The following is a 15,474-nucleotide window of genomic DNA, read 5'->3' on the forward strand; positions in this document are numbered from 1 at the left end:
TGCCCTTAACATACAAAAAAGACCCAGTGATGGGCCTTTATCATGTTAAATGGGTTTTGGACCTTGTGGAAAGACAGATCCGATGACCTTATTTTTAACTCCCGGAATACTCATAAATGCTCTTACTGCAAATCTTCTCGCCATTGGATTTCCAAGAATTACATTTAGAACCCGAAAACGCCTTTTAAATAAAAAATAACCTCCAAAACCCATTAATAGGATTGATAGTATTCTTGACATTAATCATCCCTCCTATTAATAGTTTGATGAAATTCCAGAAAATTATCCTAAAAAGCTATCTACATTTTTATAATCCATAAACCAATCAAGAGCGAAAGAAAGCCCGCAAAAAAATTGACGAAATCATTATTAATAAATGAATATCCTTTAATAAGCCTAGTTTGATGTCCACAATGAAAAGTCTTCTCTGTTTTTAATCCACAGTTTGCACATAAATAACCAGCTTGTACATAAGCACCTAATAAGGTATCAATTACATTCCCTAAAAAGCCAAAAATGGTGATGAATATCATTTCAGAAAGGTTTAGTTCAAATAAAATATAGCCTGTCAAGGCAATAATAAAAGATCCTACAATTGATGCGAATGTACCTAGCGGGCTTACAGCACCTGATGTCCCTCTTTCAGCCTTTTTGAACGTTCTTATGTTGTAGGGTCTTCGTTTGCTCATAGACCCTATTTCAGATGCCCATGTATCTGAATTGCTGCAGGCAATTAAAATACAAAAACCAATGATCCAAATAGGATCAGCCGTTATATAATATAACGCACTCGTAAATGCTGCAACTCCACCATTTGCCAAGACTTGCTGCCAATCCCGCGTAGAGCCTTTCACAAGCATTTCCTCTGCCTGTTGTTTGTTTGTATTTTTAATTTTAGACCATAGACTTGAACTAATAAAAAACAACACAAGCAGAAACAAACCTTTTAAGCCAAAACCTAAATTTACAAATAAACCTGTAAAAAAGGCGGCAATCATGCCGGAAGTCGTTAATAACCTTGAGCGATTTGCCGCCATAACCGCAATCAATAAAAAAGCATATACAAACAATTGAGTCATGAAGTTAATGCCTCCCTCACCCTCAGATGTATAAAAATATAAAAAAAACAGCAGGAATATCCCTGCTGCTTATTTTGTTTCACGGTGTGCAGTTGTGCGGTTTTCTCTTGGGCAATATTTTTTAAGCTCAAGACGATCTGGATTATTTCGCTTATTCTTTTTAGAAATATAGTTACGGTCTCCACACTCTGTGCAAGCTAACGTAATATTAACACGCATGTTTATTTCCCTCCAAACTGTTTAATCAAATTCGCTCCGTCGAATTTGTGCCCGGAATTTTTATCATCCGAGGCATCCGCCAGAGGCTGATTTAACTTAATTTCAGCCATGTTTAATAAACCTACTATGTTAGTAAGGATATATATTATTCTCACCACAAACGGAAGTGAGACAACTGTTGAATTAAGTTAAAGTTCGTTCATACGACTTTTCTATAATATCACTTTTTTTTTCGAAATGCTAGTATGTTTTTAATAAGCGATTATTTAATTCGGTTATTTCTATTTTATTATTTCCCGAGATGGACCAAGTGCTACACTTCTGTATATCTCTAGCCCCTATTTTCAGATCAAAAACCTTAATACTTGCCGCTGAACCTTTGTACATCGGTCGATAGTTAAGTATGCCTTTTTCCTGACAATCCCAAAAGGAATTACTTGAAATATTTGACCTTGATTGGATCGTATAATGATTAAAACCGTTTCCGTTATGCATGCCATTAACGAGATAGATCAGACCTCCAGACACATGATAAATGACCTTATCAACAGGAGAGATAAACGAGATGTGTTCTTTCTTTTGATTAGGATGGTGATACATCATTAATAATTTGACATGTCTCTCTTTTTTTCCATGATTCGTAACAATCATATCAAAATAGTTAACCTTTGAAATAGTTGACCTCTGATTCATTTTAACAGAAATGCCATCTGATATAAGAAACATTTCATTTGTCTTCTTTAACCAATGCGTTTTCCCATTAATCCAAATACCTGGAGTAAAATTTAAATGATGAATGAACTTCCTCTTTTGCTGAAATGGAACAATATTCTCAATTATCTTTGTCATCTTATACACCTATTTGTAATTTATTTTCCTTATTTAATTTATGTTTCAGCCGTGTTCTTATTGGGAATCTTTAAAAATCTCAGTCTACGAAAACAAAACAACCTAAATATATATTTTAATCTGTAATATAATGGTAGCATGTATTGTTCTACCCTACAACGAACAGATTTTGTCGTATTCTGCTAAACCTATATAACTAAAAGAATCAAACAGCTATTTAAATTTTTTGTCCTACGAGTAAGAATTATTTTCGACAAAATTCAACCCAATCAACTCTTGTTTATTCGACATTAGACATCCATGATTGACATTCCATACAGTTTTACTAAAGTTAATGGTAAGATATATTTTATTAGAAGTTTAAATCGTTGTAGTTTAAATGAGGTGGTAGTATGGAGGTTCTTTTATTAATTTTATTTTTGTTTGCGATTGCCCTGTTTCTTCTTTCCTTTTTCATTAAAGACCCCATAAAGAGTTAAGAGAAGAGTTTGATCAGTTTTCCATGCAACAATTACAAGAAATATATCAAATGAAAAAGAAACTTAAAGTTTTAGAAGAAGAGTTGTTAGTAACGGAAATGGATGAACCTACATCCGTCACATCCTTCTCTCGTAAAGAAAATAAGGATGTACATGACATTATCAAAAACCAAGTTTGGTCGTTATCCAAGCAGGGAATTCCTGTTGAACAAATTGCCAAACAGTCTTCACTAAGCGTAACCGATGTTGAATCCATTCTTATGGAATTTGCATTTAAAGGCAAGCACGATTAATAGGAGCAGCGTGATGCTGCCCCTAACTTTTACTCGTTTAAATCATATTGCTTTCCTTTGACCAAGTAAAAAACATGTTCGGCAATATTCGTAATATGATCAGCAGCTCTTTCCAAATATCGGTTAATAAATAACATTTGTATAATTTGGTCGTAATTATCAGCATGTTGATTATTTAAATGGAATAAATCCTTGATCACTTCTCCATATAAAGCATCAACTTCGTTATCCAAATCAGCCACTTTTTTAGCAATTCCAAGGTCTTCTTCTTGATAAGCAATTAAAGCATCCTTAAGCATGTTCGAAGTGATCTCATACATTTTTTTCAATCTTTTAATTTCTTTAATATGAGGTTCTTGTCCGATTCTAATCGTAGATTTCGCAATGTTTACGGCAAAATCAGCAATCCTCTCAACATCCGTTGCAATTTTAATAGAAACAATAATACGTCGAAGGTCAATTGCAACAGGTTGTTGTTTAGCAATTAATAAAATCGCAAAGTCATTGATTTCTTCATAGAGAATATTTATTTTTGTGTCATCTTCCATTATTTTTATCGCCATTTCAACATCATGCGTATCTAACGCCTTCATTGCTGATTCTAATGCTTTAGCTGTCATCTGAACTAGATGAACAAGCCTACCTTCTAAGTTATTTAAATCATCTTCAAATTTACCACGTACAGGCACCCTTTGTTCCTCCTTCATCAAACCATTCACTTTCCTTCCTATTATTTTATGTAATAAACCATTTAATTATATAATTTATTTGCTGATAATCGAATACTAATTTTAACAATAAATACAGACGTTATGGATTTAGCGTCTGTATTTATTATCTATTAACCAAATCGTCCAGTTATATAATCTTCTGTACGTTTATCTGCCGGTGTAGAGAAGATTTTATTTGTATCATCAAATTCAACAACTTCACCATTTAAGAAGAAAGCTGTTTTATCGGAAATACGTGCTGCTTGCTGCATATTGTGGGTTACGATAATAATACTAAATTCTTTCTTTAATTCTTGCACTAATTCCTCAACCTTTAAAGTTGAAATAGGGTCAAGTGCTGAAGTTGGTTCATCCATTAAAATCACATCTGGTTCAACCGCTAGGCAACGTGCAATACATAGTCTTTGTTGTTGGCCACCAGATAAACCATATGCATTTTCTTTCAAACGATCCTTTACCTCATCCCAAAGCGCAGCTCCTCTTAAACTCTTTTCAACAATTTCATCAAGTATCTTTTTATTACGAATTCCATGTATTTTAGGGCCGTACACCACATTTTCATAAATGGATTTTGGAAACGGATTCGGCTTTTGAAATACCATTCCAACATTTGTCCTTAATTCCTCTACTTTATATGATTTATCTAATATATTTTTACCTTTATAGAGAATGTGGCCAGATGTACGTACAGTTGGGATTAATTCAATCATTCGATTTAATGTTTTAATATAAGTAGACTTTCCACATCCAGATGGACCAATAATGGCATTTACTTGGTTCTCTTGGAATTCTAAATTGATGTTTTTTAATGCTTGGTCTTCACCATACCATAAATTCAGTTCTTTTGTATTAAAAACAATGTTTTTTTCATTCAAAGTATTCCCCCTTGTATTGATTCCATTCTGATTCCCGTCCACTTTTGTCAAAGCTACCATTATAAATACCCCTCCATATTAAACATATTGTTTATGAGTTCTTAGAAAGATTTCACGCTTCATCCATTTTTTATCAAACATCTTGAGCAACCCGGTCTATATCTCAATATGAAATTTTTACTAAAAAGTTAAAATCTCTTTTGGAATTTATTTCTAATCAAAATCGCAATAGAATTCATTATGAATAATAACAACAATAATACAACAATCGTCGCAGAAGCTAAGCTAGCATATTCAGCAACAAGCGCAGAGTCGATCGTCCAATAATAAATTTGTAGTGGCAACACCGTAAATTTATCAAAAATGCCTTCTGGGATTGGCATTAATAATGCAGGTATTCCCAATACCGTAAGTGGAGCCGTCTCACCGATCGCACGGGATAAAGCTAATATAACCCCTGTTAAAATTCCTGGAAGAGCTGTCGGTAAAACGACATTTCTAATCGTCTGCCATTTTGTTGCACCCATTCCATAGGAGGCTTCTCTTAAAAAGCCAGGAACCGCCCGAATGGCTTCTTGTGCCGCAACAACGACAACTGGCAAAATCAAAAGAGACATGGTTAGTCCACCAGTTAATACGATGTTACCAAGATCCATTGTTCGAAGGAAAATGGTCATTCCTAACAATCCGAAAACAATAGAGGGAACACTAGCTAGATTCGAAATATTCATTTGGATAAATGCTTGTAATTTCCCTTTTTTTGCATATTCTTCTAAATAAATGGCTGTACCTACCCCTAATATTAGAGTTAGAGGAGCAACAACAATCATTAACCAAAAGGTACCCGATATTGCACCAAGTATTCCTGCTTTTTCCGGAAACGTTGATAACTTACTAGTCAAAAACTGCCAATCAAGCCATCCAAGGCTTCCAGATATGACACGATAAAATAAAATGACTAAGACAACTAAACCGACTAAAGTTGACAAGAAGAAAATGGACTTGGCTAGATTATTTTTTACTAATCGAGATCCCATTTTTTTCTCAACTTGAACTGGATCAACATATTTCATTTTAATATTCCTCCCTGAATTTACGGGATATATATTGTGCAACTAAATTCATTAATAGTGTAAATACAAATAAAGTCATCGCAACAGCATATAAGCTGAAGTATAAAGTAGAACCAGCAGGTGCGTCTCCTCCTGTTACCTCAACAATATAAGCGGTCATCGTCTGCATGGATTGAGTAATATCAAATGTGAAGTTCTTATTACTTCCGCTCGCTATTGTAACAATCATCGTCTCCCCAATGGCACGAGAAATACCTAATACAAAGGAAGCAATAATCCCTGAAATTGCAGCAGGAATAACGACTTTAAATGTAACTTCTAATTTTGTTGAACCTAAACCTAAGGCTCCCTCTCTCATTGAGTTCGGTACCGCACTCATTGCATCTTCAGAAAGAGAAGCAACCATAGGTATGATCATAATTCCCATGACGATCCCTGGACTAAGAATATTCGTTGGTTCTAAACCTGGCATAATTGAACGTAATAAAGGAGTAACAAATGTAAGGGCAAAGAAACCATATACAATCGTTGGGATACCTGCCAGTAATTCCAATATCGGTTTTATAATCTTTCTTACCTTATCAGAAGCATACTCACTTAAATAGATCGCAGTCATTAAACCAATTGGAATTGCTACTAACATTGCAATTATTGTACTTAATAACGTTCCGGTCATAAGTGGTAATAGTCCAAACTGAGCATTATTCCCTAACGGTTTTAACACAGTTCCTGTAAAAAACTCTACAAAAGGAACACGTTTAAAAAACTCAATCGTTTCTGCCAATAACGTAACAACAATCCCTACAGTTGTTAATATTGAGATGAGGGCAATGATAAGAAGTAATATAGGCATAATCTTTTCGATTAACACCGTTGTAGAAAAGCTTTGTTTATTTTTCCTAATTAACTCTCTAACGTTTGTACCATTTTCAATTCTTTTACTTGTTGTACTTTCCAATTTGAAATCCCCTTTCATCCTTAGCATTTGTATGTGATCTAAGGTGAAATAAATTCATCTATTCATCCAAGAAAAGCTTTTTTAAAAAACATGCAAGAAGATGAGAAGCAGTCCCCCTCATCTTCTACGTAATTATCAACATTTGTTAATAATTATTTTAAAGCGTTTAATGCATCAACAGCAGCCTGTACTTCTTCATCTGGTAGTGGCGCAAATCCTGTTTCCCCTGCAACCTCTTGTGCATTTTCCATTGTATAGATTGCATAATCTAATACTTGTGGTTGTTCTTTAGCAATATTTGTATTTAAATAAGTATATACTGGACGAGTAAACTCTGAATAAGCATGTTCTTCACTTTCACCAATTGTTTCTGTGCTTGGTTCAACAAAGGTACCATCACCAAAATCAACTTTAACCGCTTTTACCTTGTCTTTATTACTGTCATAGTATCCATAACCAAAGAATGCAATAGCGTTTTTATCTTTAGAAACTAAATCAACTAAAGTAGAGTATTCTTGTTGAAGATTTACATCATCTCTTAAATCTTGTTCTTCAAGGACATTTTCAAAAAAGAATTCATATGTTCCGTGGTTTTCGTTAGGTCCCATTGCTTTAATTTCTTCTTCAGGAAAGCTTGGATCCACATCAGACCATAATTTCTTTTCGCCGCTCGCTAAGAAAATTTCTTTAATTTGTTCTGCAGTTAATTCTTCCGCCCAATCATTTTCAGGGTGTACAACAAAAGTTAAACCGTCTAAAGCTACTTTTAATTCTTGAACTTCAATCCCTAACTCTTCAGCTTGTGTTAATTCTTCTTCTTTGATTTGACGGGAAGCGTTGTTTAATGCTTTACCATCTTCATCTAAAAACTTTTTAAATCCAGCAGATGTTCCAGAACGACCAACTTCAACTGATACATCTTCATTTTCATTCATATAATTTTCAGCCATTAAAGACATGAACGGGAAAACTGTACCAGAACCATCAATTTCAACACTTCCTTCTAATTCAGCCGTTTCTCCTGAAGCATTATCATTTCCTTCAGCACCTTCTCCTGAAGTGTTTTCATTACCTCCACCACATGCAGCAATTACCATCATGACAGCTGCTAAGAGTAACAATAGGCTAAGTTTTTTTAAACTCTTCATTCGCTTAATCCCCCATTAGTTTTTTATTTGTCCCACAAGTACAAGAATATAGCTATTCTATTAATCTCGTTTTAATCCGTTGTAAATAGTTTGTAAACCCAAGTGAATACTGTGTAAATTTGTCGATAGTTGATCATAAATAGGGTAAATAAAGTCCTGATTTCTCACTGACGTAAAGCTTTAAGTGATTGGATGCTGTTCACACAGACATAGCCTAAAACGGATTTAGTCTGTGTTCACTTTCGGAGCTTTACAGGCAGTTGATTCCCCACCTATTTTCTTTTATTGTACTCAGAATTAGGCAATCAGCTTAAGCACAAAAAATCCTGCCACATTTATCTGTGGCAGGACTTTACCTATCATTTTATTCTTCTGGTGTAGATTCTTCAATATTTGTTTCGGCCTCTGTCGTTGAGTTCGGTTCTTCTACCGGTGTGTTTGAAACGCGTTGCTTTTTTAACTCAAAGTACGTGTCAAATACCCTTTCAGCAATCGTTAAATTAGAGCCAGGGTTTCTTCCACCTTGGTATGCCCATGGTACCATTACTGCAATCGCGATTTCAGGATTATCTGATGGGGCATAACCAACAAAGCTAATCGACGTAACTTCACTCATTCGGTATTGCTTTAAGGGTCCATCATAGAAAGCCTCAGCTGTACCGGTCTTCCCAGCTGGTGAATAATCTTTGTTACGGAAGGTACTATAAGCCGTTCCTCCGCTTTCTTGTGTAACTTTTTCAAATCCTAATTGTACACGCTCAATCCAGCCTGGTTCTAAATCTAATCGATTTAAAACTTTAGGTTGAATTTCTTGTACAATCGGGCCAAGCGTGTTATCAAGTTGGGGCTCACGAATTTCTTTAACCATATGAGGCTCCATACGGTAGCCTCCATTTGCAATGGTAGATACATATTGAGCAAGCTGCATAGTTGAATACGTATCGTATTGTCCCACCGAATAGAACATTAGTTCTCCTGGCTGGGTTGCATTCCCTTTATACCCATTTTGTTCGTTCGGTAAGTCGATTCCTGTACGTACCCCTAACCCAAATTGGGAGAAATGTTGTCTCATCGTATCAAAGGCATCAAAGTTTATCTTCAGGGAAGCACCTGGAACGTAACGACCATCAGCAATTCTAATGGCTGTATGGGCCATATAAATATTAGAAGAAAATTTTAAAGCTGTTACATCATTAACAGATCCTAAGTTTTTCCATGATCTGAATTGCTGACCTCCAATTCGGATTGGTGTATCATAAATAACCGTTCCTGGAGAGATGGCACCTGTCTGAAATCCGGTTAAGATCGTTGCTCCTTTTACAACTGACCCTACGGTATAAGTAGTTGTAAAGGTTCCGAGTGCATCATCCACCATTTTTGTTTGACCCGTTTTATCGTCCCTTACAATTTTTTTACCGGCTAAAGATTTTATCTGACCTGTATTTGGATCCATTAATACCACATACGCTCGATCAAGTAGTTTCGTATTTCCTTGTGCTTTGGCAGCTCGTAGTTCTTCTTCAATAATGGTTTCTACTGCCCGTTGTAAATCCATATCAATCGATAAAACGAGATCTCTTCCTCTTTGCCCTTCTGAAATAATTTCTGAACTAACAATTTTCCCAGATTGGTCAGTAATGTTTTTCTTTTTGGCCTTTTGCCCTTGCAATACATCTTCATATTGCTTTTCTAAATAACTTGTTCCCACACGGTCATTTCGACTATATCCACGTGATAAGTAATAATCAATTTGTTCGGCAGGGAGACCTTTGTCAGAACTTGTTACACCACCCAAAACCGATTTTAGCGTATCTTCATATGCATAAGATCTAATCCAATCTGTAGTTGTATCAACCCCTGGAAGGAGTTGCAGATTTTCACTAACAATCGCAAATTCCTCTGCAGTGACATCTTTATTTTTAACAATTTGTGGAGTGAACTTATAACCGCTCGTGAATTCTCGATAGATCGCTAAAACCTCTAAGTCGTGATCTGATAATTTATTTAAATCTTCTTCTGTAATTCGGTCTAAAGTAAGCTTGTAGACTTGGGAGTTATACTCCTCTTCCTCTTCATATTTCTCTTTTAACTCTTTCAATTCTTTTTCTGATATCTTTTTCTCTGCCTTTTCCTTGTTTTTCAGGATCCAAAAATCCTTCTTATCTCTAAGCGTTACTTTGTCTGTTTTTTTATGAATTAATTTAGCAAGTCTCCCAGCAACTTCTAGCATTTCCTTTTGACTCGCACCATTATTTGTATAAGTAATTGCTTTTTCAGGAACGTTGTCAACAACAATATTGCCATTTGTATCATACATCTTCCCTCGAGGGACAGGATTATTAACTGTAACATCTTCAGTTCGTTCGATTTCACGTTTATAGTCTTCTCCATAAACAATTTGAACGACACCGAGACGAAGGATTAAAACCGAAAACAATAAAAAAACGACAAAAAAGAGCATATTTAAACGAAACGGGATATGTTTCTTCTTCTTTTTCTTCTTGTTCAAATAATCTTCACTTCCTTTACTACCCATTCCTTCTAATATTAAAAGAAATTTTTCAAGAATACCACTAAAATATATATTAAAGCACTTTTTCCATACCTGTATCTAAGTATTTTATCAACAGAAAAGAGAGGCTTTTAGACCTCTCTTGGTTTAACATTGAATTTTACACGTCTGATAAAATAATAGATAAACGTATGCCCTGCTCCAAGTACTAAAAATAAAATCGGAAGACTTCGTTCAATATCCATTGTGCTTACCATTACGATAAATAATAAGATAGATACTACTCTTCCAGCATTTAAATATACTTCTCTAACCACGATATATTCGATCCTCATTTCAGCAGCTTTCCACCCGGTCCCGATTACATCAAACGTAATAGACGAATAAGGAACAAGCAATAATGGATAGGCAATGGCAATAGTAACCGCATAAATGATTAGCCTCGTATATGTAACATCAAATGCAATTAGGAAAAGCGCCGCATATAACAAAACCCCACCTATTAATATCGACTTTAAGCGCTGATCCTTTTTGATTACGCGCGATACAGCAAAATAACTTATAAACGAGACACCTGAATTGACTAATCCATATTTTCCAAGAGCCATCTCAGTTCCAGTTGAGAGGAAAACTAAGACGGATATCATAAAGGCAAAAATCCCTTCTCTTAACCCTTGGCAGACATGAGCATTGGTGACCATTTTCCAATTATAGTTATTTTTCCGCTCTGCTAGAATTCGTTTAAATGCATATTTTCCATGTGCAGGTCGTCTTTTTATAAAAAAACTAAGAACAACCGCTAAGGCAAATAGTGTTAAAGAAATTCCGAAAACAATCGAATAACCAGTTGATTTCGATAGTCTTGAAATGATATACCCCGCTGCGATAGGACCAACCATTCCACCAGCAGATGCAAGAATTCCTAAAAATCCATTAAAAAAATCTCTTGTTTCTGGCTCTGTTATTTCAAATGTTAGCAGGTTGAAAGCTAACCAGTAAAAACCATAACCTACCCCTAAAACTGCTCCTAGTAGCAATAAAAATTTAGCTGCATCTGAACCAAATGCCAAAACACTCAAATAAAACATTGCCAAGAAGATGACACCGATTCTTAAAACGATGACCCTGTCTACTTTTTTTGCCATTCTTCCAGCAAAAATAAAAGTTAGTGGTTGAGCGATTACAGATGCTAAATTATAGAGTCCAATATCGATAAAGTCCCCCGTTTGTTTCCATAAATAAATATTCACGAACGTATTCGACAGGGCGACGCTAAGGGAATAGAGTCCCCCAATCAAAAGCAATAAAACTAGATCTTTCGTTAAATCAATTTCACCGAACAAGTGTTTTTTGAATTTACTCATTTAAAAACTCCCCTTTGTCTATAAGGGGTAGTTTTAACAAATTAAATACCATTATTCAATGAATCCTAAAGTTGCTCAATTTAGTCAAATTCCCCGTCGAATTTGCGTCCGGAGTCTCAGGCTTTTTCAGTTAGTGCTAGAACTCTAACCAAAATCAAAGATTAGCCCACCTATCTTCTTTTATTCTACTTAAAATCTTAAGTGGGGTTTTACCCCCGTTAAGCCTGATAAATTGTCACGATTGTAGAAAAAGAGTGTGATGGTAATGATATAAGTCATATAATGTTCCTTATTTGTCATAATTTCGTGCTAGACGATATTGCCTAGAAGTTTATTTTTTGATTAAATCATTTTAGGGAGACGATTTATTTTTGTTACATTAAAGGGGTGTAGAAAGTGCAAAACACAATGGAATTGAATATTTCCCTTTACAGTTTGTTAATCCAATATTTTTTTGATAAAGAACCTATACAAAAAATACCTATTGGTTCCTATTTATTTCAAGAAAAAGAAGAAGTTGAAAATATTTATTTATTATTAAACGGGACAGTTTCTATTGGTAGAGTTCATGTGAAAGGCAAGGAATTTACTTTAAAAATTTTAAGCGGAGAAGAAGTCATTATCGAATATGAACTATTTAAGCAACACCCTACTTATCACTTTTTTGCTAAAACACTTTCAAACTGTGATGTCTTAGTCATTAAAAGAACTCAATTTGAGGAATATGTCTTAAACGAGCCAAGTATCCTCGCAGCTTTATCCAATTATTTGTGCACGAGATATATTAAATCTCAAATTAAATGTCAAGATTTAATTATGAATGGAAAAAAAGGTGGACTATATTCGATCCTGATTCGATTATGTAATAGCTACGGAATCGTTACAGAAAATGGAATACTTATCGATTTGCCTATTACCCATCAGGAATTAGCGAATTTAACATTTGGCACAAGAGAGGTCATTCAAAGAATGCTAAAAGAGCTTAGAGAAAAAGACGTCATTTTCTATGACCACCAACGATTTACAGTAAAAAATCTAGCCTATTTAAAACGTGAAGTAGACTGCCAAAACTGCAGTAAACAAATTTGTGGATTAAACTAAATTTTTACGGTGATCAGGACTATTTTAATTAGAACTGACCACCTTTTTTATTTCATAAAATTGTACAATTAATTTCTAAAACGGTACAATGATGTATTATTACAACTAGATTTTTTCGATAAAGATCAATCTTCAAAGGATGTGTCAAATGAATATTTTTAAACAGCTAATTGTCAGTTTATACTCCCCCAAACAAATATCAACCTTTCGTAAGCAAGGGATTGGCAAAACAATCTTGTATGTATTTTTACTTATGTTCGTATCTCTATTACCTACATTCTATTTATTTAGTACAACGATTATAAATGAGATTGAAAACCTTCAAGATACGCTAAACAATGACTTACCGCCATTTACAATTGAAAATGGCGAACTCATATCCGAGGAATTGACCCCGATAACTATTAATAAAAACGATTTAACGATTTTATTTGATAGTACTGGGACAGTCACAAGTGAAGACGCTGGCAATACAACAAACTCGATTTATATCTTGAAAAATGAAATCATTTATACGTTTGCTGGTCAATCACAATCAATGCCTTATTCGACTTTTACTGGTATGACAATCACAAAAGATGACTTAATTGACTTAACTTCAACATTGGACAACATACTGCCCATTTTTATCCCAATCTTATGTTTAGTGATCTACTTATTTTCAACTGCCAGCAAATTAATCGGTATCTCTTTTTTAGCCCTAATCGGCCTCATGTTAAAAAACATGCTGGGAAAAGACTTGAAATATGGACAGTTATGGCGACTTTCAGCCTACAGCGTCACATTACCAACAATCTTCTTTATGATTATGGAAGCATTAAAAACCATTGTTCCAAGCGGTTTTCTCATCTATTGGTTTGTCGCAATCATTATGCTTGTCCTAGTCATGAAGGAAATTCAATCATCAACCTCTGAAAATTAATTATAAAGTGAAGATGTCTAGACCCACTAAGTGGATGCTAGACATCTTTTTTTGAACCCTCCTTACACCTGTTCTAGTTTCACTTGGACAAGCATAAGAATAAGTGATACTGGAAACAGGGGGATAACTATGAGGCGCCTAGTTGCATTTTTAGTCATAATAATGGTTCTTTATGTCATTTATTTCGATTTAAGTCATGGTACACTTCCTGCTGTTACAACAGAGCAAAAAACTGAGGTGAAGAATGATCGTGCTCAGTCATTGCCCTATTTTGAAAAGACCGTTCAAAATGGTGACACTGTCCTCTCTATCATCGAGAATCAATTAGAAGATTCAATACCTGTTCCAATTACCGAAGTCGTTTCCGATTTTAAAAAACTAAATGATAATCTGCCACCACAAGAAATCCAATCTGGCAAGAAGTATAAATTTCCTGACTATCACGGGGAAGACTAACATGGAAACATCTTTCTGGAAACAATCTTTTATAAGATCAAATTCGCCCGTAGAATTTGTAACCAGTAATTTTTTTCAGGGCTCAAAACACCACATCCTATAGCTTCGCCTGACTAGGATGTCTTGTCCGTCGTCGAGTTGACCGATAAACTACCCTTTTTATAGATATGGGGGACATCTGCTGAATAAAGTTATGCCTTGTCAATTTCCTAATATCATTGCTACAATAATATAGATACACATAGATATGATTTTTTAAAAGGAGCGAATCACCATTGAGTGAGATTATACATCGTACAAAAACAAGACCAGTGAAGGTTGGTAATTTAACAATTGGCGGAAGCAATGAACTTTTCATTCAAAGTATGACAATGACAAAAACACATGATGTTGAAGCAACCGTCAACGAAATCAACAGACTTGAAGAAGCAGGTTGTCAAATTGTTCGTGTTGCGTGCCCGGACGAGAGAGCAGCAAATGCGATTGCTGAAATTAAAAAAAGAATTAACATTCCACTTGTCGTAGATATTCATTTTGATTATAAATTAGCGTTAAAAGCTATTGAGGGCGGAGCAGATAAAATCCGAATTAACCCAGGTAATATTGGGAGACGTGAAAAAGTGGAAGCTGTAGTGAAAGCAGCTAAAGAACGAGGAATTCCAATTCGTATCGGTGTTAATGCAGGCTCCCTCGAAAAGCGGATTCTTGAGAAATATGGCTACCCTACTGCAGATGGTATGGTTGAAAGTGCCCTGCATCACATTAAAATTTTAGAGGACTTGGATTTTCACGATATCATTGTATCGATGAAGGCTTCTGATGTAAATTTAGCGATTGAAGCATACGAGAAAGCTGCACAAGCATTTGATTATCCACTTCACCTTGGAATTACTGAATCCGGAACACTGTTTTCTGGGACCATTAAAAGCGCGGCTGGTTTAGGTGCGATCTTAAGTAAAGGAATTGGAAATACCCTACGTATTTCACTTAGCGCTGATCCGGTTGAAGAAGTCAAAGTGGCCCGGGAGCTACTAAAATCATTTGGTCTTGCCTCGAATGCAGCAACTCTTATTTCTTGTCCAACTTGCGGTCGAATTGAAATTGATTTAATTAGCATTGCCAACGAAGTTGAAGAGTATATTTCAACAATTAAAGCACCTATTAAAGTGTCTGTTCTCGGCTGTGCTGTCAATGGCCCTGGTGAAGCAAAAGAAGCGGATATTGGAATTGCAGGCGCCAGAGGAGAAGGATTACTTTTCCGTAAAGGAAAGGTTGTTAGAAAAGTACCTGAGGAAACAATGGTTGAAGAATTGAAAAAGGAAATTGACATACTTGCCCAAGAATATTACGCAAAACAAGAAGAAGAAAAACAAAAAGCATAAAAAAAAAACGAAGGCAACATCGCCTTCGTTTTT

At 35.2% G+C, this 15,474-nt stretch carries 16 protein-coding genes; 5 read left to right on the plus strand and 11 right to left on the minus strand.

Going from position 1 to position 15,474, the window contains the following annotated elements; genetic code table 11:
* Positions 1-45: 45 nt before the first annotated feature.
* The 4 genes from R4Z10_RS15800 to R4Z10_RS15815 all read right to left on the minus strand — a co-directional run bounded on the left by R4Z10_RS15800 (position 46) and on the right by R4Z10_RS15815 (position 2,147).
* Entirely contained in the window at positions 46-240 is a 195-nt protein-coding gene (locus R4Z10_RS15800; RefSeq protein WP_338470250.1) for a hypothetical protein, read from the minus strand.
* 59 nt (positions 241-299) lie between these two features.
* Positions 300-1,079 carry a DUF92 domain-containing protein gene (locus tag R4Z10_RS15805; RefSeq protein ID WP_338470251.1) on the minus strand — a complete coding sequence of 260 codons (780 nt, stop codon included), beginning with the start codon at positions 1,077-1,079 and terminating at the stop codon, positions 300-302.
* Between the two features lie 69 nt (positions 1,080-1,148).
* Positions 1,149-1,298 carry a 50S ribosomal protein L33 gene (rpmG, locus tag R4Z10_RS15810; RefSeq protein ID WP_338470252.1) on the minus strand — a complete coding sequence of 50 codons (150 nt, stop codon included), beginning with the start codon at positions 1,296-1,298 and terminating at the stop codon, positions 1,149-1,151.
* A 240-nt stretch (positions 1,299-1,538) separates the two neighbouring features.
* Positions 1,539-2,147: a hypothetical protein gene (locus R4Z10_RS15815; RefSeq protein WP_338470253.1), complete on the minus strand. Its 609-nt coding sequence runs from the start codon at positions 2,145-2,147 to the stop codon at positions 1,539-1,541.
* Positions 2,148-2,649: 502 nt separating this feature from the next.
* Here R4Z10_RS15815 and R4Z10_RS15820 point away from each other — a divergent pair.
* Positions 2,650-2,919, plus strand: a complete 270-nt coding sequence (locus R4Z10_RS15820) for a hypothetical protein (protein ID WP_338470254.1) — start codon at positions 2,650-2,652, stop codon at positions 2,917-2,919.
* Positions 2,920-2,948: 29 nt separating this feature from the next.
* On the opposite strand, the gene phoU is transcribed toward R4Z10_RS15820, so the two are convergent.
* The 7 genes from phoU to R4Z10_RS15855 form a co-directional block, all read right to left on the minus strand.
* Positions 2,949-3,608, minus strand: coding sequence for a phosphate signaling complex protein PhoU (gene phoU / locus R4Z10_RS15825; protein WP_338470255.1), 660 nt, complete (start codon positions 3,606-3,608; stop codon positions 2,949-2,951).
* A 152-nt stretch (positions 3,609-3,760) separates the two neighbouring features.
* Positions 3,761-4,585 carry a phosphate ABC transporter ATP-binding protein PstB gene (pstB, locus tag R4Z10_RS15830; RefSeq protein WP_338470256.1) on the minus strand — a complete coding sequence of 275 codons (825 nt, stop codon included), beginning with the start codon at positions 4,583-4,585 and terminating at the stop codon, positions 3,761-3,763.
* A gap of 128 nt (positions 4,586-4,713) precedes the next feature.
* Positions 4,714-5,598, minus strand: coding sequence for a phosphate ABC transporter permease PstA (gene pstA / locus R4Z10_RS15835; protein ID WP_338470257.1), 885 nt, complete (start codon positions 5,596-5,598; stop codon positions 4,714-4,716).
* A gap of 1 nt (position 5,599) precedes the next feature.
* Positions 5,600-6,574: a phosphate ABC transporter permease subunit PstC gene (pstC, locus tag R4Z10_RS15840; protein ID WP_338473260.1), complete on the minus strand. Its 975-nt coding sequence runs from the start codon at positions 6,572-6,574 to the stop codon at positions 5,600-5,602.
* Positions 6,575-6,708: 134 nt separating this feature from the next.
* Positions 6,709-7,704, minus strand: coding sequence for a PstS family phosphate ABC transporter substrate-binding protein (locus R4Z10_RS15845; RefSeq protein ID WP_338470258.1), 996 nt, complete (start codon positions 7,702-7,704; stop codon positions 6,709-6,711).
* A 364-nt stretch (positions 7,705-8,068) separates the two neighbouring features.
* Positions 8,069-10,240 carry a penicillin-binding protein 2 gene (locus R4Z10_RS15850; RefSeq protein WP_338470259.1) on the minus strand — a complete coding sequence of 724 codons (2,172 nt, stop codon included), beginning with the start codon at positions 10,238-10,240 and terminating at the stop codon, positions 8,069-8,071.
* A gap of 107 nt (positions 10,241-10,347) precedes the next feature.
* A complete protein-coding gene (locus R4Z10_RS15855) occupies positions 10,348-11,580 on the minus strand; it encodes an MFS transporter (RefSeq protein ID WP_338470260.1) in 1,233 nt (410 codons plus the stop codon).
* A gap of 396 nt (positions 11,581-11,976) precedes the next feature.
* On the opposite strand from R4Z10_RS15855, the gene R4Z10_RS15860 reads away from it, so the two are divergent.
* The 4 genes from R4Z10_RS15860 (at position 11,977) to ispG (ending at position 15,441) form a co-directional block, all read left to right on the plus strand.
* Positions 11,977-12,681, plus strand: a complete 705-nt coding sequence (locus R4Z10_RS15860) for a Crp/Fnr family transcriptional regulator (RefSeq protein ID WP_338470261.1) — start codon at positions 11,977-11,979, stop codon at positions 12,679-12,681.
* A 148-nt stretch (positions 12,682-12,829) separates the two neighbouring features.
* On the plus strand, positions 12,830-13,603 hold the full coding sequence (locus R4Z10_RS15865; protein WP_338470262.1) for a DUF1189 domain-containing protein: 774 nt from the start codon (positions 12,830-12,832) through the stop codon (positions 13,601-13,603).
* Positions 13,604-13,732: 129 nt separating this feature from the next.
* Positions 13,733-14,059 carry a hypothetical protein gene (locus tag R4Z10_RS15870; protein WP_338470263.1) on the plus strand — a complete coding sequence of 109 codons (327 nt, stop codon included), beginning with the start codon at positions 13,733-13,735 and terminating at the stop codon, positions 14,057-14,059.
* Between the two features lie 275 nt (positions 14,060-14,334).
* Positions 14,335-15,441, plus strand: coding sequence for a flavodoxin-dependent (E)-4-hydroxy-3-methylbut-2-enyl-diphosphate synthase (ispG, locus tag R4Z10_RS15875; protein WP_338470264.1), 1,107 nt, complete (start codon positions 14,335-14,337; stop codon positions 15,439-15,441).
* Positions 15,442-15,474 lie beyond the last annotated feature (33 nt).

Origin of the sequence: Niallia sp. XMNu-256, from assembly GCF_036670015.1 — a bacterium.
Taxonomy (GTDB): Bacteria; Bacillota; Bacilli; order Bacillales; family Cytobacillaceae; genus Bacillus_BD.